Below are 26137 nucleotides of genomic sequence, written 5' to 3' on the forward strand. Positions count from 1 at the left end.
TATGCGTAATTGGTTATCTATTTTAAGTATTGTGGTTGCATTAGGGCTGTTATTTCCTGGTGTTACCAAGCCTGTATTATCGATTGAGGGGAACATTGATAAATCGCAACTCGCCAAAGCAGGCATAGAAATGCTGGCTGAGGAAGGCGATGGCCGTACCCGTAGTATGTTAATGATGTTCTCTAGCATGTTAGGACTTGATAAATTAGAGGGTGAAATAAACGCGTATAGCAAAACACAAAGTATTTGGGGAACCGTAAACGAGCTAGCTAATAATAATAATTTATTTGTAGCGGCGTTAGTTGGGTTGTTCTCTATTGTGATCCCAAGCTTAAAATTACTGCTGCAATTACTGTATTGCTGCTTGTCGCCCAGCAGATTTAAAAATAAGTTAGGTGTGGTTATTTGCGCACTGAGCAAGTGGAGCATGGTGGATGTGTTTGTTATTGCGTTAATAGTGACTTATTTGGCAGGCAATGCACATGGGCAAAGTAGCGATTTACTAATTATGCATAGCACTTTTGGTGAGGGATTTTGGTATTTTAGTGCTTATTGTATTTTTGCTATTTTAGCGAGTAGCTTAATTAAACCGCCTAAAAAAGAAAATTAATTATTTGAGTTAGCTTAATAACTCAAATATTATTACTGGGTAATTTACTTAATAGGTTTTGTTTTGCAGCGTTTTTACTCAAATTTACTCGTTGTTGTGATGCTACTCACGTTTGTGGGGCAAGCCGTTGCGTCTGTAAATCAGCAGTGCGAAATGCCACACATGAGCCTATCAGCAAAGCATGCCACACATGTAATGAGCGAGAGTAAATTGCATACAGGTATGATGGAAATGGATTGCTGCAGTGATGAAGCAGATGTTCAAAATGATTGTCATTGCCCAATAAATGGCTGTGGAAGCAGCTCTATTTTAACGTCCCCGGCCTTATTTACTGCTTTTTCGTTATCGAGTGAAAAAGTTACCCAGCTTAATAGCGGTATTTCCTCCCCACCTAGTAATACCTTATATCGCCCTCCTATGTTTGCTTAAACGCAGGATAGGTGTGATACCAATCGACTTGATTATTTAGTCATTTAGCGTGCCAAATAAAGCGTTAACAGCGTTATAAACCTCTCATGTAGAACACCTACATGCCGATATTTATGCTTTGTTATCACTCTATTTAACTGTCGCTATACATAACGACTAATTTAACATCATTGGTATAATTGAAATTTAGCTATATTCGCTTAAAGCGCCTGTTCTGCTTGTTAATTTAAGATTTTATTTTTAATTTTAGATGGAGCAGGCAATGACCCGCACTGTAATTTTTAAAGCTGTATTACTGAGCGCCACCTTATTTGGTGCTGTATTTAATAGTGATGCCATAGCAAAAGCATCAACCCTTAATTTAACGGATGCCATAAACCTAGCGCTCAATAACGAGCCGTGGCTGAGCGCCAGTGAGCAAAAGCAAGCCGCCGCCACAGCGCAAAGTATTGCTGCAGGTACTCTACCAGACCCCGTATTAAGCATAGGTTTGCAAAGTGTACCCGCAGATGGCTTTGCGTTTGATCAAGAAAACATGACGCAGTTAAAAGTGGGTATAAGCCAAAGCTTTAGCCGTGGCAATAGCCTAGCACTTAGCCAACAAGCAATAAAAGAAGAAGCACTTGAGCACCCGTGGCTTAGGGCGCAGCGAAAGGCGCAAGTAAAAGCGAGGGTAATGGAGCTGTGGTTAAATGCCTACAGAGCACAGCAAAGTATTGCGTTAATTGAACAAGATAAAGCATTGTTTAGCCAGTTAATTGAAGTTACCGAAGCCAGTTACTCCAGTAGTTTAGGTAAAACCCGTCAGCAAGATATTATTCGCTCACAATTGGAGCTCACACGCCTTGAAGATAAACTGATTGTATTAGCGCAGCAGCTAGATGCCGCTAAACAAGGGTTAGCCCAGTGGTTACCACAGAGCATATTACGCCAACCATTAAGCCTAACTTTTACAGCGCCAGCCCCGCTTACCCAATTTAATAGCTTAGACTTTGATGAACTCATTAAGTTACTTATGGCGCATCCCTCTATGGTGGCTATAGATCAACGTATAGCCGCTAAACGCACACAAGTGAGCCTTGCTAAACAAAGTTATAAGCCACAACTTGGCGTAAATATGGGTTATGGCTACCGCGCTGATAACCAAGCTGGTGAATCGCGTGCTGATTTGCTTTCGGTGGGGGTGAGTATTGATTTACCTTTATTTACCGACAACAGGCAAGATCAGCAAGTTAATGCGGCTATTGCTAATGCAGAGGCCATTAAAACCGACAAACGCGTGGCTCTACAAAGCTTAAAAGGACAGTACTTTAAAGAGGTTAGTCAACTTGAGCGAATTGAGCAGCGCAATACGCTTTATCAAAACACGTTATTACCGCAAATGTCGCAACAAGCTCAGGCTACTTTAAACGCGTATACCCGTGACGATGGCGACTTTTCTGATGTTATGCGCGCGCGTATTAGTGAGCTAAACGCCAAAATAGATGCCCTTAATATTCAAATAGACAAACACATAATTATTGCTCGCTTAAATTATTACGCAGCCAGTTTAGACTCGCTAGTAATGGCTGAGTTACAAGGATAAAACAATGAAAACTAACTTAAAATACCTTGTAGCGCTGCTTATTGGTGCCACGTTAATGTTTATTGCTAATCGCTGGTTGATTGATAATACCGAGCACTTAGCCACAACCGCTGATAATAAAAAAGCGAAGCCGCTGTATTGGGTTGCGCCAATGGACAGTAATTATAGGCGCGATGAACCAGGGCTATCACCAATGGGGATGGAGCTGGTGCCTGTATACGCAAACGCTGAAAACGACAGCCCAGGTACTATAAAAATATCACCTGAAGTGGTTAACAACTTAGGCGTTAAAACCAGTAAAGTGCAACTGAAAACACTGCAAAGTGATATTCAAACAATCGGTTATGTGCAATACAATCAAGATCAGTTAACTCATATTCACCCCCGCGTAGAAGGGTGGATAGAAACTTTATTTGTAAAAGCGCAAGGGGAGCCCGTTAATGCCGGTGAGCCTCTTTACACACTTTACTCTCCTCAGCTTGTGAACGCACAAGAAGAATTTTTACTCGCAGTAAATAGAAAAAACAGCGTATTGTTTCGTGCTGCTAAAGCGCGTTTAGAGTCGCTAAATGTGTCTGATGGCTTTATTGAGCGCTTAGAAAAAAATAAAAAAGTGATGCAAAACATTACATTTTACGCGCGTCAAAGTGGCGTGCTTGATGAGCTTAATATACGTGAAGGTTTTTATGTTAAGCCCGGCACCTCAATGATGAGCATCGCTAAATTAGATCAAGTATGGGTAGAGGCAGAAGTATTTGAGCGCCAAGCAGCTTTAGTGAGCAAAGGGCTTCCCGTTACAATGACCCTTGATTACATTCAAGGTAAGCAGTGGCAGGGCGTAGTAGATTACATTTACCCAGCGCTGAATGCTAAAAATCGCACTTTACGTGTAAGGCTGCGTTTTGAAAATACCGCAGGGCTACTTAAACCTAATATGTTTGCCCAAGTAAGTATTCACACACACAGTGATTCACCGCAACTAGTTATACCTAAGCAAGCGCTTATTCGTACAGGTGCACAAAACCGAGTAGTACTTGCTCTAGGCGATGGGCGTTTTAAATCGGTGGCGGTAAAAGTAGGGCAAATTAGCCACCATGAGGTGGCTATTTTATCGGGCATTACCAAAGAAGACCGTGTTGTGACTGCTGCGCAGTTTTTAATAGACTCTGAGTCGAGTAAAGACTCGGACTTTAAGCGTATGAGCGCACCGAGCACTCATGCCATGAGCGACATGCCTAACATGGAAATGGACAAGGCTGAAGCGGTTCAAACAGCCACAGTAATGGGAACCATAAATAATATAAACGCAGCGCAGCGGGTTATTAATATTAGCAGAGAGGCTATTGCTAAATGGAACAGAGGCCCTGCTACTATGGACTTTATACTTGCTAAAGAGCTTGATATTAGTGCGCTTTCCCCTGATCAGCAGGTGCATTTTACATTTAGCATTATTGAGGGCGAATTTGTAATAAGCAAAATTGCTGAGCACCCTACTGACGAAGGCGCAGCTCATCATTCAATGCATGGGGAGTCATTATGATAGCTGCTGTTATTCGCTGGTCGGTCGTTAATCGTGTTCTCGTATTGTTACTGAGTATTATTGTATTTGGCGCGGGTATTTACAGTGTGAAACAGACACCCGTTGATGCGCTTCCGGATTTATCGGACGTACAGGTAATTGTTAAAACCAGCTACCCAGGCCAAGCACCCCAAGTAGTGCAAGACCAAGTTACCTTCCCGCTCACCACAGCAATGCTGTCTGTGCCTGGTGCTAAAACAGTGCGTGGTTTTTCGTTTTTTGGCGACTCGTATGTGTATATTATTTTTGATGAAAATACCGATATTTACTGGGCCCGAAGCCGCGTTCAAGAGTATTTAAGTCAGGTAGAAAGCCGCTTGCCGGCAAGTGCAAAGGCACAACTTGGGCCCGATGCCACAGGAGTGGGGTGGGTTTATTTATATGCGTTAGTCGATAAAACAAATCAGCTCAATATTAGCCAGCTTCGTAGCTTGCAAGATTGGTTTTTAAAATTTGAACTGCAAAGCGTTGAAGGTGTATCTGAGGTCGCTGCTGTAGGTGGCATGATAAAGCAGTACCAAGTGGTTGTAGACCCCGTTAAGTTACGTGCTTATAGCCTTCCTCTTAGTTTGATACAAACTGCAATTAGCCAAGGTAATCAAGAAACTGGCGCCTCAGTAATCGAAATGGCTGAGGCCGAATACATGGTAACCAGCACAGGTTATATTAAAAGTGTCGCCGACTTAGAAGCCATTCCATTAGGAATTAACGCCCAAGGAAGTGCATTACAATTACGAGATGTAGCGGATGTGCGCTTAGGTCCTCAAATGCGACGAGGCATTGCAGAGCTAAATGGCGAAGGCGAGGTTGCGGGTGGCATTGTGGTGATGCGTTATGGCGAAAACGCCCAAGAAACGATTTCTCGCGTAAAAGCAAAACTTGAGTCTTTAAAACAAGGGTTACCCGAAGGGGTTGAAATAATTCCGGTTTACGACCGCTCCACGTTAATAAAAAGCGCGGTCGATAACCTAAGTAATAAATTGTTTGAAGAGCTCATTATTGTAGCCTTAGTGTGCGTGGTATTTTTATTTCATGTGCGCTCATCGCTGGTGGCTATTATTACCTTGCCTATGGGTATATTAATGGCTTTTATTGTGATGTATTGGCAAGGTGTAAACGCTAATATTATGTCGTTAGGCGGGATTGCAATTGCTATTGGCGCTATGACAGATGGTGCTATCGTAATGATAGAAAACATGCATAAACACATGGAAAAAACGCCTCTGACTAAGCAAAACCGCTGGCAAATAGTGACTAAATCGGCCACCGAGGTAGGCCCTGCGTTATTTTTTAGTTTACTCATTATTACTGTAAGTTTTATGCCTGTATTTATTTTAGAGGCGCAAGAAGGGCGCATGTTTGCCCCGCTTGCTTATACAAAAACGTATGCGATGGCAGCCTCTGCCGGTTTAGCTATTACGTTAGTACCGGTGCTAATGGGCTACTTTATTCGGGGTAAGGTCATTGCTGAGCATAAAAACCCAGTTAATAGAGCCTTGGTTGCAGGGTATAAACCGCTGTTAGCCACCGTACTTAAATTTCCAAAAAGTACGTTATTTATTGCATTTATAGTGACGGTTATAGGCTTTTATCCGGTAAACAAAATAGGCAGTGAGTTTATTCCTTTGCTAGATGAAGGCGACTTAATGTATATGCCAACAACTTACCCTGGGCTCTCTATTGGTGAAGCGCGAAAAATTTTACAGCAAACAGATAAACTCATAGCCTCTGTGCCTGAAGTTAAAACTGTATTTGGTAAAATAGGGCGCGCCGATACCGCAACCGACCCCGCACCGCTGACAATGATTGAAACCTTTATTCAGTTTAAGCCTAAATCACAGTGGCGAGAGGGCATGACGAAGCAGAAAATTAAAGCCGAGCTGGAAAGCTTAGTTACATTACCGGGCCTTACAAATGCGTGGGTTATGCCAATAAAAACGCGAATTGATATGCTTGCCACCGGTATTAAAACGCCTGTGGGTATTAAAATTGCGGGCCCAAGCCTGTTAGAAATTCAAAACATTGGGCAGCAAATTGAGCAATTGTTAAAAGATGTGCCCGGCACAGCCTCAGTGTATTCAGAGCGTGTAGCCACAGGGCGTTATATTAAAGTGGATATAAACCGCGAAAAAGCAGCACGGTATAATCTAAATATAGCCGACATACAACAGGTTGTAGCTACTGCAATTGGCGGCTCAAACGTGACTGAAACAATTGAAGGGCAACAGCGTTACCCGGTAAATTTACGCTACCCGCAGAGCTTTCGTGCTTCGCCTGAAGATTTAAAATTATTACCTATTATTACACCATCAGGCCAACATATTGCACTTGGTGATGTTGCTAAAGTATTTATTGAAGATGGCCCTACCGGCATTAAAAGCGAAAATGCGCGTTTAAATGGGTGGAGCTTAATTGATATTAAAGGCAGTGATATTGGCAGCTATGTAGCACAAGCTCAGCAAGTACTTGGTGATAACCTACAATTACCCGCTGGTTATTCAATTACTTGGGCAGGGCAGTACGAATACATGCAACGCGCAAAAGCAAAGCTTACTTATGTGATCCCGCTTACACTCGCGATTATTGTAATACTGCTATACCTTAATTTTAAATGCCTAAGCGAAGTACTTATTATTATTGCCACCCTTCCTTTGGCTATGGTAGGCGGCATTTGGCTAATGTACTTTGAAGCGTTTAACTTTTCGGTGGCAGTGGGTGTAGGGTTTATTGCATTGGCCGGTGTTGCGGTAGAAATAGGCGTCATAATGCTTGTATATTTAAACCAAGCTTATACAGAGCAGCGCCAGCAGTGCGAGCAAACTGAAACTGCATTTAACTTACAAGCGTTACAACACGCTATTATGCAAGGTGCAGGGCTAAGAGTGCGCCCCGTAATGATGACGGTAGCTACCATTATTGCTGGCTTATTACCCGTTTTATACGGCACCGGCACCGGTAGCGAAGTGATGAGTAGAATAGCTGCGCCGATGGTAGGCGGGATGTTAAGCGCAATTATACTTACGCTATTGGTTATACCTGCGGTGTATTTACTGTGGAAAAAGCAGCATATTAGTCAATAGGTGTTGTTCTTTGTGAGTTAAAATTTGCTGAATGAAGGGGCGGTTAAATCGCGGTGTACGGTTTTTACCCTTGTGAGCTTGATAGCTGCCCCTAATTCAGCAGGCTCTAATAGCACACTGTGGGCAATATCTGTTTTATTGCCCTATAAAAATTACCCGTATTTTGTAACTTGTACCAAATAACCCACCTAGCTGCTGTTTTTTTATTTTTAATGCATTGTTTTTAATTGAGTTTATGTTGGCACGGTTTACGCAACCTATACCTTATACAGTCAACTTAGTAAGGAATGCACATGCAAGTTAAAACAATTAAAGAAGTGTACGATTGGACCGTTTTATTTCACACACAAATGGCGGCAAATTTTTACAGCGTTAAGGAGTTACTTGATGAACGTAACGCGATGCTAGTGGACTATTATTTAGATTATGAAAAAAAGTTAGCTGAAGACTTGGTTGGCTTTAAAGCAATTACAGAGATCAACACCTTAGATACTTACAGCTACGAATACTTTGCAGACAACCCCGAGTTAATTACGTTTAACGATATTAGCAAAGACCAAGAATTTGATGAAAAGGTGATTCAAAACTACCTCTCTGAGCAGCACAAAAAAGTAATCGAACTTTACGAGTACTTATTAGAGCGCGCTGAGACAGAAAACGGTAAAGAAAAGCTCGAGCAAATTTTAGAGCTTGAAAAGCAAGGCGTTAAGCAAATGATGCAAAGCTCAAACCGCCACATGGATATGTAAACCTGATAAAATAACTCGGCTTTTATGTTTATAGGTAAAGCTTCAAACGCCCTTGGGTTTACCCCAAGGGCGCTTTATTATGTGTGCTTTACATGGGGAAAGTAAAGCAGCAAGCTCATGTTAAAAGGCGCGCGTCGCAGTTACTTTACTTTAGAACAAACAATGTTACAGGCTTTTAATAGCCTTATAAAATTAAACGCACTCAAACTGAATCCCTGCTTTTTTAAGATAGAGCTGCTCTTGCTCTAGGTCTGCTTGTAGCAATGTATGCTCTTGCAAATAGCTGTTACTAAACTTAATAAATAACCCTAAGTTGCTTGCGCTTATTTCCATATCCGGCTTTAAGCTCACTTGGCGCTTTTGATTAAATAAAATGGCCAAGCGTAAAATAACAATCAGTTTAAGCACGTGCTTTTGAGAAATAGTTAAAAACTCTGGCAGCTCTGTCAGTTTAATTTTTTTACGATAAAAGCGTATAAGTGAGCTTAAAATAAGTTGCTCTTGCTGCGTAAAACCGGGTAATTGACTATTCGCCACTATATAAGCGCTGTGTTTGTTAATCCCCGATGAGTTAATTGATAAACCAATTTCGTGTAATTTTGCCGCCCACGTTAACAAAGCAATATCGTCGTTATTATCTAAATGCCATACATTTTTTAACTGTTTATAGAGCCAAATAGCCGTATCAGCAACACGCACTGCATGCGCTTTATCAGCGGTGTAGCGCTCACTTAAGTTATTAATGGTGTTTGAGCGAATATCTTTATCGGCCAGCTTTTGCTGCATTTCGTGCAGCAGCCCTTCGCGCAACGAAAAATCGCTGTAGGTCAGCTCTTTAATGGCAAACTCTGTAAATATCGCAATTAAAATTGCTAACCCACCGCATATGCTTTGTTGGCGCTCGGGTGTAAGCCCTGCAATAGCTAAGTTATCAATATGTTTAGCACTAATAAACTGTTGTTTTAACGCGAGTACATCGTCGTAAGTAATGTTAGGTTGTTGCGGGTTTGTGGCGCTTATCATCGCTAATATTGACTTTATAGTGCCCGACGTGCCAATTACTGTTTGCCAATTTTCGCTTACATAATTAGAAAAAATGGCTTCAAGCTCTTGCTCGGCTCTTATTTGCGCTTTGTTAAAGCGTTTGGCCGTTATTTTTCCATCGCTAAAAAACTGCTTTGTAAAGCTAACGCAGCCCATATTACGGCTAGATAAAAGCTTATGCTTAAAATGTTTACCTATTATAAGCTCGGTACTGCCACCGCCAATATCGATCACTAAACGGTTTTCTTCATTATGAACATAATGCGCAACGCCCTGATAAATAAGGCGCGCTTCTTCTTGACCTGCAATTACATCAATATGAAAAGGAAATACAGCGCTAGCTTGGGCTAAAAAGGCGTTAATATTTTTAGCGCGCCTAAAAGTGTAAGTGGCAGCTACCTTTACATTACTTGCGGGGAACTCATGTAAGGTTTTAGCAAATTGCTTTAGTACCACGAGGGCGCGGTCTATTGCAGCTTGGCTTAAGCGAAATTTATCATCTAGCCCATCGGCTAAATAAACGCGTTGTTTTTCTTTGTGCAAAATTTGCAAAGTGCCGTTTACTTCTCGGGCAACCATTAAATGAAAGCTGTTGGAGCCTAAATCAACTGCGGCTATTGAAGGGTGATCATTCATTATAATAAGTGTGTTCCCATTTTTTTAGATAATCGTAAATTGCTATTTGAGAGCGAATTTTTTTACGGTTACCCCTTCTTACATAAGCGTTTTTTTGCTCGCTATCAATAATGCGTGCTTTGGTACGGTCTTTAAATTGTAGCTCTAATATATCAACTATAAGGCGTTTTAACTTAACATCCAAAATAGGAACACCTACTTCAACACGATGATCTAGGTTACGTGTCATCCAATCAGCAGAAGATATAAATACTTTTTCATCGCCATTGTTACCAAATACCATTACGCGAGGATGCTCTAAAAAGCGATCAACAATACTAATTACCTTAATATTATCGCTAAGTTTAGGCACGCCAGGGATGAGCGAGCACATGCCACGTACAATAATTCTAATTTTAACGCCGATTTGACCAGCTAGGTAAAGCCTGTCTACCAGCTCTTTATCGACGAGGTTATTTATTTTTACCGTTATTTTGCCTGGTTTGTTGTTTTTAACATGGTCAATTTCGTTATTGATTAAATTAAGCAGCGTTTCACGGGCATTAATTGGCGAAAGCATTAAGTAGTCAAATTTGAACGGTTTATAACTGCTTTCTATAAATCTAAATACGCTGTCGCTTTCTTCACAAATACCAGTGTGGCGAGTAAATAGGCTAAAGTCAGTGTAAATTTTGGCTGTTTTTTCATGGAAATTGCCTGTTCCAATATGAGCATATTTTACTATTTGGCCTTTTTCTTTACGGTGTACCACACATAATTTACTGTGCACTTTTAGTGCGGGTATACCAAAAATTACTTTAATACCTGCACTGCTTAGCACCTTTGCCCATTCAATATTATTTTGCTCGTCAAAACGTGCTTTTAGCTCAACCATAACGGTTACTAATTTACCGTTTTGAGCGGCATTAATTAACGATGAAATCAGCCTAGATTTGCTCGCTACACGATAAATATTAACCTTTATTTGCGTAACCTTAGGGTCGAAGGCCGCTTGGCGCACATATTCAAGCACATGATTAAAAGTATGATAGGGGTAATACAGTAAAATATCTTGCTCGCTAATAGCGTCAAATACACTGGCATGTTTATTAAACGCACTACTTTGCAATGCTGGGAGGGGTTTGTTTTCTAAATATTGGCGCCCTACATTAGGAAACGATATAAAGTCTCTAAAATTACGATAACGCCCCCCAGGAATTAACGCATCATGATGCGTGACACCGAGGCGCTTTTTCATCACTTTTAGCATGTTTTCAGGCATGGCTTGATCGTAAACCAACCTTACTGGCTCAGCATAAATACGTTGTTTTAACCCTTTGGACATTTTATCAAGTAAGCCAGCCTCTAGCTCGTCGTCTAGGTTGTACTCTGCATCGCGAGTTAATTTAATTGCATAACCGGCAATGCTTTTATAAGAAAAAAAGCTACTAAATACATCGTTTAAAAAGTAAGTGATAACATCATCAAGCATTACAATGGTTTTATGGCGGCGGGTTTTTTCTGGAGGCAGGTTTATAAAGCGATCAACCCTGTCGGTGGGTACCTCAAGCATTGCGTAATAACTTTTTTCATCACTCATTTCTACAAATAAGTAGGTCATGGTGTCGTTTATATAGGTAGAGAAGTCTTTGTTCTCGTTTAGCAAAATAGGAGAAGTATGTTGAAGAACGTGATCATGAAAGTAATTTTTTAACCAGTTTAAATGAAACTCACTGAGCTCATCAGGGCGACTAACATGAATGTTATGATGGTTTAAGTCGGTTAATACCTGCTGATGTATGTGGTTAAATTTTTTACCTAACTGCAGTACCTTTTTTTGTATCTCACTAAGCAGTATTTCGTCTTCTTCAAAATTAGCATCGGGGAGTTTATTTAATAAAATTCGGCGCTTTACATCAGCAACACGTACTCTAAAAAATTCATCTAAATTATTAGAGAAAATGCCCAAAAAACGCATGCGCTCAATAATCGGGTTATTTTTATCTTTAGCCTCTTGTAGTACACGCTCGTTGAATGACAGCCAGCTTAATTCTTTTGCAAAATATTCAGTTGTTTGAGGGGGCTCTATATGGGCATTCATATCTATTCCGTTATCAGGATATGTTTCAAATTTAATTTGGGGCTGTGTGTGCGCTTATGAGGTTTACAATGTAAAAAGCAATAAAAGTAGTAATAATCAGCCCTTTTTACTCAAACATACGCCAGTTAGATGACATAAAAATGACTACCATGTCATTTTTATGTCAACGGCGTTTGGGCTATGCCTCTTCAATATCTACAATTAAATCACTGGTAATCGATTCAAGTGCATCAATAACTTCTTCTTTATTCATACCGCTGGGTAAGGTGACTGTAGCTACGGCACTAAAAATAGGCACTCCCCAATTTGGCGCACTTTGTTGCCTTGAGTTTAAGTGAGTAATGCTAGCGCCTTTGTGGCGTATTACACTTGCCAGCTCCTGCACAATGCCCGGGCGGTCATTGCCAGTAATGACAAAATTTATTTGTTCTTTGCTACTTGGCTCTACTTCAGTGTTGCCAGTTTCAATCCGTACGTCGAGTTTAGGTAAGGCATTTAATGCGTTTTGCAATGCTTCAAAGTGCTCTTGCGCTACTTCTACCTGAATAATGCCGGCAAAGTGGCCTAGTAAGTGGCTTAAATTACTGCTCAGCCAGTTACCCTTATTTTGCAAGATAACCGATGAAATACTTTCTACTAATCCGGGCCGGTCTTGCCCTAAAATGGTGATCACCAACTGCTTCATAAATAGCTCTCTCTAAGCCTGAAAATGTAAATGCGTAGGCATTAAGTGTTTATAACGTTTCTATCATTGTAGTGGGTAATATAAACCCATAAAAAACTAATTGTTTATTATTACTTATTTGTGTCTTTATCGTTGAATTTTTTTAACTTTAGCGCTGCGGTCTGGTTTCGTTATACATAGATTTAGTATTGTCTGCGTTAAATTGTTTGTCCAATAAAAGCACAAATTAGTTCCCATAAGAAGATAAACTCACACTGAATTTATTAACAATTTTATAGCACTTTTGATAATAAGTGTCATTTATGAACCATAACATTTATTTTTTCCATGCTTTGAGCGCTATGCACTTTATTTAACCATAAAAGTGTTAACAACTAATGCGCCATAAAAGCATAAATTTAGTCATCTCCAGCAGGGCAGTAAAACGCGTTATTAAATAGCTAAATAGGCACTAATTTAGGGCATTTATATTAAATATTTCCCCTTTTTTGTATCGATTTATGTTGTGGCATATCAGTGAGTAACAATTAAGCAAGCGCTGTCATTAGAAAAAAGGACTGATTTTAAAGCATTTAGGCGGGTATTTATTACATCTGTAACATTACTGTCATCTTGATGAAATATAATTTGCGCAACGACAGAATTAAAGGGTGTTTTGATGACTTCCAATCCGAATAAGCCGACTTTAAATACGGATCGAAGCCGTCTATTTAAAGACCGGTTTGCAAAGTGGGGTATTTCCGCAGGCGGAGTAATGGTATTAATAGCATTGTTATTAATATTCTTTTACCTTCTTTATGTAGTACAACCAATTTTTGAATCAGCAAAAGTAGAAAAACGTAACAGTTTTAACGTTGCTAATGCTGAACAAATTGTGGGCTTAGGTGTTGAGGAGCAAACTGAGGTTGCTTTTTTACTCTCTCAGCAAGGAAAGGTAGATTTTTATAGTGTGCAAGATGGCAGCTTTGGTAAAAAGCTTAAAACATTAAGCGCCGAGCTACCTAGTGATGCATCAAGCTTTGCAAACAGTGCGCCGTTTCAGGGGCATTATGCGTTTGGTTTAGAAAATGGCTCAGTGGTGCTGGTAGCACCTAAGTTTTTAGTTACTTTTCCTAACAACGAAAGAAAGCTAACGCCACGTTTAGATTATCCACTTGGCAAAATGGCATTAGAAGTTGACGAGCAAGGTGCTGCCATTAAGCGTTTTGCATTTAGTCATTACGAAGATAAAACAGCCGTGGTTGCTTTAACCGAAGACAAACGCGTTTTATTTAGCAGCTTTGTTGCTGAAGAAAACATGTTTACCGGTGAAGTAGAATGGGTAGTTGAGCGCACTGAGCTTAATATTGAAGGCCGTGTTGATGAGCTTTTAATTTCGCCAGACACCACCCGCACATTTGTACGTTCGGCGAATCAAATTTATGTTTACGATACACGCTATCCAAGCGAAGTAGAGCAAATTCAGCTGCTTTCGGCTAACGAAGAAAGTGCTAACTTAGTGTCTGCGCAGCTACTTGCTGGTGCTAACTCACTCATGCTTGCAAACGATAACGGTGAAGTATCGCAGTGGTTTGAAGTCAATACAGACAGCGGCCGTGAGTATCAAAAAATTCGCTCGTTTGAAACAACTAAACAAAGCAAGCTGAACATTTTTACCGAGTTTTATCGTCGAACTTTCTTCACTACGAGCAGTAACGGTGAGTTAGGTGTGTATTACACCACTAGTGAGGCAAAACTTTGGCAAGGTAAAGTAAGTGATGGCGAGATTAAAAACTTTGCTATAGCTCCGCGCTCAAATGCCGCCCTTATTTTAGCCGATAATCAACTAACCGTATTAGAAATTCATAATGAGCACCCAGAGGTTACCTGGTCTGCACTTTGGCAAGAAGTGTGGTACGAAGGTTACCCTGAGCCTGGTTATATTTGGCAATCTACATCGGCAAGTGATGACTTTGAGTCTAAATTTTCTTTGGTTCCTATTTCGTTTGGTACGTTAAAAGCAGCGCTTTACGCCATGCTATTTGCAGTACCCATTGCGCTTTCTGCCGCTATTTACACCGCTTACTTTATGTCGAGCGAGCTGCGTAAAGTGGTAAAGCCAACGGTAGAAATTATGGAAGCCCTCCCAACTGTAATATTAGGCTTTTTAGCAGGCCTGTGGTTAGCGCCACTTATAGAAGAGCACCTACCAGCTATTGTCGGCTTATTGATTTTATTACCGTTAGGTGTGCTAGCAACAGCACTAGGTTGGACTAAGTTACCAGCGAGTATTCGCCATAAAATCCCTGAAGGGTCGCACTCTATTTTACTTATTCCGGTTGTATTATTTATAGGCTGGGTATCGTTTGCAATGAGCGAAACCGTAGAGCTTTGGATGTTTGACGGAAATGTACGTCAGTACCTAACTAACGAGCTGGGTATGACGTTTGACCAACGTAACTCTTTAGTGGTGGGGATTGCGATGGGCTTTGCCGTTATTCCTACTATATTCTCGATTGCAGAAGATGCCGTATTTAGTGTTCCTAAACATTTATCAAATGGCTCACTAGCACTTGGTGCTACGCAGTGGCAAACGCTAGTACGTGTTGTACTACTTACAGCAAGCCCAGGTATTTTCTCTGCTGTAATGATGGGACTTGGCCGTGCAGTAGGCGAAACCATGATTGTATTAATGGCAACAGGTAATACGCCCATTATGGATTGGAGTATTTTCCAAGGTATGCGTACGCTTGCAGCAAACATTGCGGTAGAAATGCCTGAATCAGAAGTAGGCAGCTCGCACTATAGAATATTATTCTTAGCAGCATTTGTACTATTCATATTCACCTTTATTTTCAACACAGTGGCTGAGTTTGTTCGTCAGCAACTGCGTGAAAAATACAGCTCAATGTAAGTGGAGAGACACGACATGGTAAAGCAGTGGTTTAAGTCTGGTTCTCCTTGGATTTGGATGACAGGTGGTGCGGTAAGCATCAGCTTAATTTCAGTTCTCGGTTTATTAGCAATGATAGCTTGGAAGGGATTAAGCTTTTTCTGGCCATCAGAGGTAGTTCAATTTGAGCTAGAAGGGTCTATTTCAAAACAAACCATCATTGGTGAAGTTTACGACCGAGAACTTGTGCCTACAGCGCGTTTAGCTGCAACAGGTATTGATGTATCAGATTTTAATAAAGACGAAGTTGAGCGTTTACTTATAAAAACAGGTAACCGCGAATATGTAGATTTAGATTTTCGTTGGATATTAGAAACCGATATTACTGAGCAAAGTACACCGGCTACGCTTGCTGTATTTGAGCGCAGTAAAAACGGTAACTTTTATGGCTACATAGAAGGTGTAATTAAAGATGGAAAGCCGGTTACTGGCGATAAAATCGAAACTTTACATGAGCTAGTAGAGCGTGCGGTTGATTTAAACGACGAAGCGCTTGATTTACAAAATGGCGACATCGGTCATATCAACTACGAATTAGAGCGTCTTCGCTTACAAGAAAAAGCGTACCTACTTGATGACGAACTAACCGATGAGCGTGTGGCTGAGCTTGCTCAAGCACGTGCCGAGTTACGTAACGAATACGCAGTACTTGAAAAAGAGTTATTTGCACTGCGTAAAAAAGCCAAACGTGACCAAGTTTTAGTTAAGGACATGCGCGGTGAAGTAGTCACCATTCCACTGTATCAAGTGCTTGATGTTTGGTTGCCTAACGACATGGGCTTTTTCTCAAAGTTAGGTCATTACTTTGTACAACTGGGTAAGTTTGTATCAGACGACCCACGTGAAGCAAACACCGAAGGCGGCGTATTCCCTGCTATATTTGGTACAGTATTTATGGTTATGCTGATGGCCGTTATTGTGACCCCATTTGGTGTTGTTGCTGCAATTTACTTGCATGAGTACGCAGCTAAAAATGCAGTAACTAAGATGATTCGTATTGCGGTAATTAACCTTGCCGGTGTACCGTCTATTGTTTACGGTGTATTTGGCTTAGGCTTTTTTGTTTACATGTTAGGTGGTAGCCTTGACCAACTGTTTTACCCAGAAGCTGCGCCAACGCCAGTATTTGGTACGCCGGGTGTTATGTGGTCTGCGCTTACATTAGCTATTCTTACATTACCGGTTGTTATTGTATCAACCGAGGAAGGTTTATCGCGTATTCCTAGTACAGTGCGTGATGGTTCATTAGCGCTTGGTGCAACCAAAGTTGAAACCTTATGGCGTATTATTATTCCTATGGCAAGCCCAGCAATTATGACAGGTTTAATACTTGCAGTTGCTCGAGCGGCCGGTGAAGTTGCGCCGTTAATGCTCGTAGGTGTGGTAAAAATGGCCCCTACGTTACCACTTGATGGCAACTTCCCTTATTTTCACTTAGATAGAAAGTTCATGCACTTAGGCTTTCATATTTATGATGTGGGCTTTCAAAGCCCGAATGTTGAAGCGGCACGCCCGCTGGTATACGCAACGGCCTTCTTATTAGTGTCGGTGATTATTACCCTCAACATAACAGCGATAGGCATACGTAACCATTTACGTGAAAAATTCAGATCGCTTGAACACTAATTAGTAAAGAATTATAGGTAACAAACATGATTACAGTCGCTCCACAAGTAAACCAAGCTAACAAAAGCTTGAAGTTAGACTTAGAAAACTTAACTGATGACCAAAAAGCGTTAGAGATTAAGGACCTTGATCTTTACTATGGTGAAAAGCAAGCGCTTAGCAAAGTAAATATGAATATTCCGAAAGGCCAAGTTACGGCGTTTATCGGTCCATCTGGTTGTGGTAAATCAACGCTATTGCGTTGTATTAACCGCATGAACGATTTAGTTGATGTGTGTCGTATTGAAGGTGAAATATTACTTCACGGCCAAAACATTTACGATAAAAGTGTAGATGTAGCCGCGCTTCGTCGTAACGTGGGTATGGTGTTTCAGCGTCCTAACCCATTTCCTAAATCAATTTATGAAAATGTGGTTTATGGCCTACGCTTACAAGGTATTAAAGAAAAGCGTAAGCTAGATGAAGTGGTAGAACAATCACTTCGCGGTGCGGCTTTATGGGATGAAGTAAAAGACAGATTACACGATAGTGCATTTGGCCTATCAGGTGGTCAGCAACAGCGTTTAGTTATTGCCCGTTCAATTGCGATTGAACCTGAAGTACTATTACTTGATGAACCAACATCGGCACTTGATCCAATTTCTACTTTGGTTATTGAAGAGCTAATTAACGATTTAAAGAACAAATTTACCGTTGTTATTGTGACACATAACATGCAACAAGCAGCGCGTGTATCTGATCAAACGGCCTTTATGTACATGGGCGAGTTGATTGAATACTCAGACACAAATACCTTATTTACAACGCCAAGCAAAAAGAAAACGGAAGACTACATTACAGGCCGTTACGGCTAGTCGTATACGTTTTAGTGTTGTAAACGAATTTAAGAGAAGGTAATTATGGAACATAATATAAATAAGCATATTTCTGGGCGCTTTAACCAAGAGCTAGAAAATGTTCGTAACCATGTACTTAACATGGGTGGCCTAGTTGAGCAGCAGCTAAGCAGTGCATTAGATGCAGTAAGTCGCAATGATGCTGAACTGGCACAAAAAGTACGCCAGAACGATTACAAAGTAAATGCAATGGAAGTTAGCATTGATGATGAATGTACGCGCATCATTGCTCGTCGTCAGCCTGCAGCGAGCGATTTACGCTTAGTAATTGCTATTGCAAAAACGATTGCCGATTTAGAGCGCATTGGCGATGAAGCAGAGCGCATTGCTAAAGTTGCACTTGATTCATTTACTAAAGATCAGCAAGATTTATTAGTGAATATTGAAAACATGGGTCGCCAAGTTTTAAAAATGCTACACGATGTACTTGATGCGTTTGCGCGCATGGATGTACAACGCGCCTTTGAAGTACATAAAGAAGATGCAAAAGTTGACCGTGAATATGAAGCAATCACGCGTCAAATTATGACTTACATGATGGAAGACCCACGCTCAATTCCTAAAATTATGGATTTAGTATGGTCTGTACGTTCATTAGAGCGTATTGGCGACCGTTGCCAAAATATTGCGGAATACATTATTTATTTTGTTAACGGCAAAGATATTCGTCATACATCTCAAGAAGATATAGAAAAATCGTTGTAGGTTTTTATCTATCATTCTTTTTTATTAAAGCGGCTTAGTGCCGCTTTATGCATTGTTAGCCATGATGAAATAATAAAAAGCGTTCACAATCGCGGCTAATACTGTAAAATTCATGCTGCAAAGCATATCAATTTGATTAAAGGGTCAGTTATGCCTACAAACGCGTTTTTAGGAGTATTTGCAAAATCTCCTATCAAACCAATGGAAGAACACATCAAGAAGGTTCATCAAGCAAGTAAAGCCTTGATACCTTTTTTTAATCACGTATTTAAAGAAGAGTGGCAGCAAGCAGAAGAGCTTCGCTTAACTATTCGTAATTTAGAGCGTGAAGCTGATGATATGAAAAGAGATATACGCTTACAATTACCGCGTGGTTTATTCATGCCGGTAGAGCGTACAGATCTGCTCGAACTCGTAACTCAACAAGATAAAATAGCAAATAAGGCTAAAGACATTGCAGGGCGCGTAATTGGCCGTGAAATGACAATTCCTAGTGCTATGCAAGCAGACTTTTTAGCTTATCTAACACGTTGTGTTGATGCGACTAAACAAGCATCAAAAGCAATTAATGAGTTAGAAGAATTGTTAGAAACGGGCTTTAAAGGTCGCGAGGTGACTTTAGTAGAAAAAATGCTCGTAGAATTGGATGCCATAGAACAAGACACGGATGAAATGCAAATTAAAGTACGCCGCCAACTACGCGATGTAGAAAGCGAGCTAAACCCAATTGATGTTATGTTTTTATACAAAATAATTGAATGGGTTGGCGAACTTGCAGATATTGCAGAGCGCGTAGGATCACGTCTTGAGCTGATGCTAGCTCGTTAATTTATAAAAATCAGTTCAAACGAAAGATTAAGGTTACACAATGGATATCATTGCATCTTACGGCACGGTATTAGTTTTAATTGCCGCAGCAGTCGGCTTTTTTATGGCTTATGGTATTGGCGCGAACGACGTTGCTAATGCGATGGGTACTTCGGTAGGTTCAAAAGCGTTAACAATTAAACAAGCAATTATTATTGCTATGATTTTTGAATTTGCTGGTGCTTACTTAGCAGGTGGTGAGGTTACATCAACAATCCGTAAAGGTATTATTGATGCTGCGCCTTTTGCTGCTCTCCCTGATTTAATGGTTTTAGGTATGATCTCTGCACTTTTTGCAGCAGGTACTTGGCTATTAATTGCCTCATTTTTAGGTTGGCCTGTTTCAACAACTCACTCAATTATTGGTGCAATCATTGGTTTTGCATTAGTTGCAGTGGGTACAGAGGCTATTCAATGGAATAAAGTAGGTGGTATTGTAGGCAGCTGGATTATTACACCTGCTATTTCGGGCTTTATTGCTTACTTAATCTTTATGAGTGCGCAAAAGCTGATTTTTGATACTGATGCACCGCTTAAAAACGCAAAACGCTTTGTACCTTTGTACATGGGTTTAGCGGGCTTTATTATGGCGCTAGTAACAATTAAAAAAGGCTTAAAGCATATAGGTATTAACCTAGGCGCTACTGAAGGTTATTTAATTGCGATCGCGATTGCTGTGATTGTAGCTATTATTGGTAAAATTGCGATTTCACGTTTAAATATCGACCCTAAAGCCGATAAACAAATGCAATTTAATAACGTAGAAAAAGTATTTGCGGTATTAATGGTATTAACAGCGTGTTGTATGGCGTTTGCGCATGGCTCAAACGATGTAGCGAATGCAATTGGTCCACTTGCTGCGGTTGTGAACATTGTTGAAAGCAACGGTGAAATTGCTAAAAAAGCGGCTATTGCTTGGTGGATTTTACCACTAGGTGGTTTTGGTATTGTTGCCGGTCTTGCTATTTTAGGTAAAAAGGTAATTAAAACGATAGGTGAAGGTATTACTCACTTAACGCCTAGCCGTGGTTTTGCTGCAGAATTAGCTGCTGCGTCTACCGTTGTTATTGCATCAGGTACAGGTATGCCAATTTCTACTACACAAACCTTAGTTGGTGCGGTATTAGGTGTAGGTATGGCACGTGGTATTGCTGCACTTAACATGGGTGTTATCAGAAACATTGTAGTTTCTTGGGTAATTACATTGCCAGTTGGCGCTGCCCTTGCTATTGTTATTTTCTACGTACTAAGAACCGCGTTTGGGGTTTAACAAAAAAGTACTCAAAGACTTTTAGCTTGAAAAGATCTCAACGCCCTAGGTGTTGGGGTCTTTTTATTTGTGGAAAGAAAAAATGACCAACCTACCAAGTATTAAACAGCTACAGTATTTATTAGCTGTACATCAGCACCAGCATTTTGGCCGTGCAGCAAGTGCGTGCTTTATTGGGCAATCTACTTTAAGCAGTGCAATTCAAAACCTTGAAGAAACACTCGGTTGTCAGCTAATTGAGCGAGAAAATCGCAGCCTTATGTTTACCAGTATTGGTGAAGAGGTCGTGGAGCGCTCTCGTAAAATTATTAACGATACAATTAGTTTAAAAGAGCTAACCAAAAGCTTTTTAACGCCACTCAATGGCAAGTTAGTGGTAGGGGTTATACCCACTATCGCCAGCTTCATAGCGGCGCCTTTGTATCACTTTTGTAAGCAAACCTTTTGTGATTTAGAGTTGGTACTTGTTGAAGATACCAGCGACAAGTTATTAGATAAGCTTGAACACGGCCATATTGATTTAGCCTTATTAGCCTTACCGTACCAAACGGAGAAGTTTCATACTCAAGTATTGGCTAAAGATCACTTTAGTTTAGTGCACCATAAAGATTACAGCCCTGCTAAAGGCGTTGAAGACTTTAACTTGCTACCCGATGCTAGTGTGTTTTTATTAGAGCGAGAGCATTGTATGACGGGGCATGCATTGAGTGCGTGCCACTTAAACCGCTCAAGCTGTATTAATCCTTTTGAAGCTGCAAGCTTACATACCTTATTAAGCATGGTAGAGCATCAGTTGGGGGTTACATTTTTACCGCAAATGGCGATTAATGCGGGCATTCTTAAAGATAAAAACATGATAGCAACCCCATCGCAAGGCGATGCCTACAGAGATATAGGCATATTGTGGCGTAAAACCACAGGAAGAATTCGCGACTTTAAGTTATTCAGCCAACAGCTAGAAGTGTTTTTAGCTCGCCAATGTAGCTTAGATTTTGAGAGTTAAGCCTATTTACCTTTAAGGTTAAAGTGCAGCAGTAATATGCTGTTTTAGGTAAACAGGGTTTGTGCAGTGTGGTTATTGGTCACTATTAAGCACTCGCGTAGCATAAACAAAACAGCAGCCTACAAGGGCTGCTGTTTGCTATGTGTTTGGCTTTCAAAGGGTTCGAGTTCGGGTAGAAAAAGCAAGTAAATCCAAACCACTACATTAAAATACGGGAGTAGGCCTAAAGTAGCAAATACGCCTACTGGGTAGCCCTTTAGCTGCGCGTACCGGTAGCACTGATACGCAATTACACAATGTATTACGAGAAGTAAAATAATCAACTGCGCCATACCTTCCTCCTTAAACCTGACAAGCTTTAACCTCTATGTAATTGCTAGTCATGTATGCTTATAGGTAATGTCATGTTTTTATTGTTAAATCATCAAAATAACAAGACATTTACTAAGTGGTACGTAAAGTATAGGCAATAAGTGCAATAATGATAGTAATAAAATGCTTAAAACTGTTTAAAAATGTTTAGCTGGCGCTAGTGTGTTGTTGGATAAAAGGTTTCTTCTGGTAAATAATTTTAAGCGTCGATTGTACTTTTTCTACAGGCACAGGACGGGCAATAAAATAGCCTTGTCCGTAGTCAACACCAATCTCTTTTAGTGCAAAAAATATCTCTTCGCTTTCTACGTATTCTGCCACAGAGCGCTTATCAAGGGAGCGGCTTATATCGTTAATGGCCTTAACCAGTGCTAAGTCAATAGGGTCGTTAATCATGTCGCGTACAAACGAGCCATCTATTTTTACATGCTGTGCAGGTAACTGTTTTAAATAGTTAAATGTGCTAAAGCCTGTACCAAAGTCATCAATAGAAAAATGACAGCCTAAACTGTTTAGTTTTTCTATCATTTTACGGGTGGCTTTTAAATTGTTAACTGAGGCAGACTCGGTGATTTCAAAAATAATACGCGAAGGCGGTACGTGGTATTTTTCTAGGCTCGATTCTATATGTGGCAATAAGCGCTCATCTAAAAACGATTGAGCAGAGAGGTTAATAGCCACTTGATTTAAATCTGGGTGCTCAGCCACGCTAGCAATGGCATTGCGAATAACACATTGGTCCATTAAAAAGGTGTCGTTTAGCAGCTCAAGAGAGGGAATAAATTGATTAGGGAAAATAAGTTTATCGTCTACTTTTAAACGCAGTAACGCTTCAAAATAAGCCACTTTATTGGCTTTAAAGTCCCATATTGGCTGATAGTGCAGCTCTACGTTATCCTGCTGAAGTGCTTGTCGAATCTCATGCCCCCACTCAAGCCCGGTTTGCAAGGTGTTATTTTGCGCATCATCTTTTGAGTAGCAGTGCACTAGGTTACGGCCTAAACTTTTAGCAATATATAAGGCAATATCGGCTTGCTTAAGGCACTCACTCGGGTCGCAATTTTTAGCCGTTATTTGCGTTAAGCCAATAGAGCAGCTAATTGAATACACTTGGTCTTCAGATTTAAACTCGTGCTGTTCAATCGCGCTACAAATACTCTCTGCAATTAGGTGAGCGTCAAGCAGTTGGGTGTTTTTTAAAATAACAGCAAATTCGTCACCACCTATTCTACACACTAAATGTTTAGCGCTAATGTTTGCTTCAAATAATTGAGCTACATCTTTTAGTACAATGTCGCCTTGTTGGTGGCCTTTGCTGTCGTTAATTATTTTAAAATGATCTAAATCGATGTAAATAAGTGCGTGCTCTACATCACCATAGGTGTGCTTGGTTTGGCATATTTTATTGAGTTGTTGATCAAAATAATAACGATTATGTAAACCTGTTAGCGTATCGTGCAGGGCTAAGTGGCGCAGCTTTAATTCAGCTTGTTTACGCTCGTGTATGTTGTCGATTGTGGCAGTAATGGTGGCATTATTACGGCTGTTTTTTATTAGCTGTAAGCGGCATTCCACCCAAATCTGATTGCCATTTTTATGATTAAGTTGAATCTCGACTTGCTGCTGGTGCATGCCGCCATTAAGAATATCGTTAATGGTCGTATTGAGTTTTACTTGGCACTCATCAGAGCAATAATCGATTAATGATTTTTGCAAAGACGATTTAACCCCAAAGCCACTTAGTGTTTCCCAAGCAGGATTGATAAAGCGAATTTTACCTTGTTGGTCGAGCTCTAAAACCACCGTATTTAAATGCAGCAAAATACGTTGGTGCGCCGAAAACAGCTCTTTGTAGCGTACTTCGCTAATACTTAACTGCTCAACCTTTTGGGCAAACTCAGCATAACTAACCATAAAGTCTTCACGGCGCGCAGCATGGTCACATACTTTATTTAAAAACGACGGGTCGTATGGCGCTCTTATAAAGTCGGTAACACCGGACAGCAGCAGCTGCTCTGCATAGTCGGCATCGTTATTATCAATAATAGTTACAATGGCTTGTTTAGGGTTATGTTGCAGTATTTCTTCGACTAACTTATCGGATGTGCCCGCATGTGAAGCGGTTGCATCAAGTAGGACAATAGCAAACTGTTGTTGATTATAGGCACTGAGAGCACTTTGGCTTGTGGTGACATGGGTAATGGCAAAATTGAGCTTAAGTTGCTCAGCTATTTCATCGGCTTTTTGCGCTATTGGTTCAAGCAAGAGTAAATTAAGGCGACTGCTTTTTTCTAAATGCGTAGACAGAACATTGGCTAGAACCTGCGGTAACATGTCTTGGTGCTCAAAGGGCAGTACGGCATCTATGCCATAACTACGAGCGGTGGTTTCAGCTATACGCTCACAATAAATAGGCGGAATAAGTAAAATAGGGGTGTTTTTAGGTGTTTTAAGTAAGCCTGAGCGGATCATGCGAGAAAAACGCCAGCCATCTATTTTCCCCACGCTCAAGCCCGTAATAATCATGTTTACTGGCTGCTTTTTTAACAGAGTGAGCGCATCTTGGCTATCTGCTACTTCTATGAATTCAAATACCTTTAAATGTCCTAAAGTGGCGCGAATAGTGCGGCGTTCTTCACTACTTGCGTTTAGAATGAGCAACTTCAGCTTACCTGCCACTTTTTTAACCCCGAAATTAGAAACATCATTATTTAAGGTGAGTAAGAATAATGATATTTACCAATAAGAACAAGATTATTTAAAGTAGTTACTCAAATGTATCTAAAATAGGGCGAATCCTCTCAACTGTGTTAGATATCTTGAGCTTAGCCGAGGATAGATATACACTTGGCGCGATTTTAATGATGTGGAATACCGACTATGCGCGTGGCTGACTTTAGCTTTGACTTACCTGATGGATTAATTGCTCGTTTTCCTAAACAAGACAGAACCAGCAGCCGTTTACTAACCCTAGATGGTCCAACTGGCAACGTTGAACACAAAGTGTTTAGCGACCTACTTGATTTAGTAAACGAAGGTGACTTATTAGTATTTAATAATACCCGCGTTATTCCTGCCCGTATGTTTGGCCAAAAAGCCTCTGGCGGTAAGGTCGAAGTACTTGTAGAGCGAGTAGTTGATGAACACCGCGTACTTGCCCATGTAAGAGCAAGTAAGTCGTTAAAGCCTGGTAACGAAGTTATTTTAGAAGGCAAAGCAAAAGCGACAATGATTGCGCGTCACGATACGTTATTTGAGCTTGAATTTGATCGTAGCCAAAATGTACTCGATATTCTAAACGACATTGGCCACATGCCTTTACCTCCTTACATTGACCGCCCAGACACCGAAGCTGACCGCGAGCGTTATCAAACCGTTTATGGCGAAAAGCCCGGTGCAGTAGCAGCGCCTACAGCAGGGCTGCATTTTGACGATAAGTTAATGGCGGCACTAAAACAAAAAGGCGTAAACATGGCGTTTGTTACGCTACATGTTGGCGCAGGTACGTTTCAGCCGGTGCGTGTAGAAAGCGTAGATGAGCATGTCATGCACTCTGAATATATTGAAGTACCTGATGAGGTGGTTCACGCTGTTGCTAATACAAAAGCTAACGGTGGGCGTGTTATAGCTGTGGGAACTACCTCTGTGCGCTCGCTGGAGTCGGCAGCAAAAGTACACGGCGGTAAATTAGAGAGCTATTTTGGCGATACCGATATTTTTATTTTTCCGGGTTATCAGTTTAATGTAGTTGATGCCATGGTGACTAACTTTCACTTGCCAGAATCAACCCTCATAATGCTAGTAAGTGCCTTTAGCGGCCAAGATAACATTATGGGCGCGTACAACACGGCTATAGAACAAAAGTACCGCTTTTTTAGCTACGGCGATGCGATGTTTTTAACACGTAAATAAGCACGTTTTTATCCGGTACCGTTTTTAAAAGCCCAGCTCGCACGCTGGGTTTTTATTTGCCTGCTCTAATACGCAGT

19 protein-coding genes are annotated in these 26137 nt (G+C 40.7%); 14 read left to right on the plus strand and 5 right to left on the minus strand.

The window, feature by feature from the left end; genetic code table 11:
* Nucleotide 1 precedes the first annotated feature (1 nt).
* The 6 genes from OIZ54_RS14245 to OIZ54_RS14270 all read left to right on the plus strand — a co-directional run bounded on the left by OIZ54_RS14245 (nucleotide 2) and on the right by OIZ54_RS14270 (nucleotide 8032).
* Nucleotides 2-610 (plus strand): paraquat-inducible protein A, encoded by a 609-nt coding sequence (locus OIZ54_RS14245; protein ID WP_121638052.1) that lies wholly within the window; start codon nucleotides 2-4, stop codon nucleotides 608-610.
* Between the two features lie 63 nt (nucleotides 611-673).
* Nucleotides 674-1039 (plus strand): hypothetical protein, encoded by a 366-nt coding sequence (locus OIZ54_RS14250; RefSeq protein WP_024031447.1) that lies wholly within the window; start codon nucleotides 674-676, stop codon nucleotides 1037-1039.
* 262 nt (nucleotides 1040-1301) lie between these two features.
* Nucleotides 1302-2624 carry a TolC family protein gene (locus OIZ54_RS14255; RefSeq protein WP_264390650.1) on the plus strand — a complete coding sequence of 441 codons (1323 nt, stop codon included), beginning with the start codon at nucleotides 1302-1304 and terminating at the stop codon, nucleotides 2622-2624.
* Between the two features lie 4 nt (nucleotides 2625-2628).
* Nucleotides 2629-4164: an efflux RND transporter periplasmic adaptor subunit gene (locus OIZ54_RS14260; RefSeq protein WP_264390651.1), complete on the plus strand. Its 1536-nt coding sequence runs from the start codon at nucleotides 2629-2631 to the stop codon at nucleotides 4162-4164.
* Complete coding sequence (locus OIZ54_RS14265; protein WP_264390652.1) at nucleotides 4161-7283, plus strand: efflux RND transporter permease subunit; 3123 nt, start codon at nucleotides 4161-4163, stop codon at nucleotides 7281-7283. Before OIZ54_RS14260 ends, OIZ54_RS14265 begins: the two co-directional genes overlap by 4 nt.
* A 293-nt stretch (nucleotides 7284-7576) precedes the next feature.
* A complete protein-coding gene (locus tag OIZ54_RS14270) occupies nucleotides 7577-8032 on the plus strand; it encodes a hypothetical protein (protein ID WP_004587628.1) in 456 nt (151 codons plus the stop codon).
* 192 nt (nucleotides 8033-8224) lie between these two features.
* Here OIZ54_RS14270 and OIZ54_RS14275 read toward each other — a convergent pair whose 3' ends face one another.
* The 3 genes from OIZ54_RS14275 to OIZ54_RS14285 form a co-directional block, all read right to left on the minus strand.
* Entirely contained in the window at nucleotides 8225-9712 is a 1488-nt protein-coding gene (locus tag OIZ54_RS14275) for an exopolyphosphatase (RefSeq protein WP_264390653.1), read from the minus strand.
* Nucleotides 9705-11792, minus strand: coding sequence for a polyphosphate kinase 1 (gene ppk1 / locus OIZ54_RS14280; protein WP_004587626.1), 2088 nt, complete (start codon nucleotides 11790-11792; stop codon nucleotides 9705-9707). Before ppk1 ends, OIZ54_RS14275 begins: the two co-directional genes overlap by 8 nt.
* Before the next feature lie 178 nt (nucleotides 11793-11970).
* Nucleotides 11971-12477, minus strand: coding sequence for a glycine cleavage system protein R (locus OIZ54_RS14285; RefSeq protein ID WP_024031441.1), 507 nt, complete (start codon nucleotides 12475-12477; stop codon nucleotides 11971-11973).
* 658 nt (nucleotides 12478-13135) lie between these two features.
* Between OIZ54_RS14285 and OIZ54_RS14290 the strand changes: the two genes are divergently transcribed.
* The 7 genes from OIZ54_RS14290 to OIZ54_RS14320 all read left to right on the plus strand — a co-directional run bounded on the left by OIZ54_RS14290 (nucleotide 13136) and on the right by OIZ54_RS14320 (nucleotide 21776).
* A complete protein-coding gene (locus tag OIZ54_RS14290; RefSeq protein ID WP_039972240.1) occupies nucleotides 13136-15370 on the plus strand; it encodes an ABC transporter permease subunit in 2235 nt (744 codons plus the stop codon).
* Nucleotides 15371-15385: 15 nt separating this feature from the next.
* A complete protein-coding gene (pstA, locus tag OIZ54_RS14295; protein ID WP_004587623.1) occupies nucleotides 15386-17035 on the plus strand; it encodes a phosphate ABC transporter permease PstA in 1650 nt (549 codons plus the stop codon).
* Between the two features lie 26 nt (nucleotides 17036-17061).
* Nucleotides 17062-17889 carry a phosphate ABC transporter ATP-binding protein PstB gene (gene pstB / locus OIZ54_RS14300; protein WP_004587622.1) on the plus strand — a complete coding sequence of 276 codons (828 nt, stop codon included), beginning with the start codon at nucleotides 17062-17064 and terminating at the stop codon, nucleotides 17887-17889.
* Between the two features lie 45 nt (nucleotides 17890-17934).
* On the plus strand, nucleotides 17935-18636 hold the full coding sequence (gene phoU, locus OIZ54_RS14305; RefSeq protein ID WP_004587621.1) for a phosphate signaling complex protein PhoU: 702 nt from the start codon (nucleotides 17935-17937) through the stop codon (nucleotides 18634-18636).
* Between the two features lie 150 nt (nucleotides 18637-18786).
* Complete coding sequence (locus OIZ54_RS14310; RefSeq protein ID WP_004587620.1) at nucleotides 18787-19464, plus strand: TIGR00153 family protein; 678 nt, start codon at nucleotides 18787-18789, stop codon at nucleotides 19462-19464.
* A 40-nt stretch (nucleotides 19465-19504) separates the two neighbouring features.
* Nucleotides 19505-20773 carry an inorganic phosphate transporter gene (locus OIZ54_RS14315; protein ID WP_024031439.1) on the plus strand — a complete coding sequence of 423 codons (1269 nt, stop codon included), beginning with the start codon at nucleotides 19505-19507 and terminating at the stop codon, nucleotides 20771-20773.
* Between the two features lie 82 nt (nucleotides 20774-20855).
* Nucleotides 20856-21776 (plus strand): hydrogen peroxide-inducible genes activator, encoded by a 921-nt coding sequence (locus OIZ54_RS14320; RefSeq protein ID WP_054983262.1) that lies wholly within the window; start codon nucleotides 20856-20858, stop codon nucleotides 21774-21776.
* A 119-nt stretch (nucleotides 21777-21895) separates the two neighbouring features.
* Here OIZ54_RS14320 and OIZ54_RS14325 read toward each other — a convergent pair whose 3' ends face one another.
* Both OIZ54_RS14325 and OIZ54_RS14330 read right to left on the minus strand, forming a co-directional pair.
* Nucleotides 21896-22108 (minus strand): hypothetical protein, encoded by a 213-nt coding sequence (locus OIZ54_RS14325; protein ID WP_024031438.1) that lies wholly within the window; start codon nucleotides 22106-22108, stop codon nucleotides 21896-21898.
* A gap of 187 nt (nucleotides 22109-22295) precedes the next feature.
* Nucleotides 22296-24827 (minus strand): EAL domain-containing protein, encoded by a 2532-nt coding sequence (locus tag OIZ54_RS14330; RefSeq protein WP_096740223.1) that lies wholly within the window; start codon nucleotides 24825-24827, stop codon nucleotides 22296-22298.
* 201 nt (nucleotides 24828-25028) lie between these two features.
* On the opposite strand from OIZ54_RS14330, the gene queA reads away from it, so the two are divergent.
* Nucleotides 25029-26060: a tRNA preQ1(34) S-adenosylmethionine ribosyltransferase-isomerase QueA gene (gene queA, locus OIZ54_RS14335; RefSeq protein ID WP_264390654.1), complete on the plus strand. Its 1032-nt coding sequence runs from the start codon at nucleotides 25029-25031 to the stop codon at nucleotides 26058-26060.
* Nucleotides 26061-26137 lie beyond the last annotated feature (77 nt).

This window comes from Pseudoalteromonas sp. A3, assembly GCF_025942345.1.
Classification (GTDB): Bacteria; Pseudomonadota; Gammaproteobacteria; order Enterobacterales; family Alteromonadaceae; genus Pseudoalteromonas; species Pseudoalteromonas atlantica.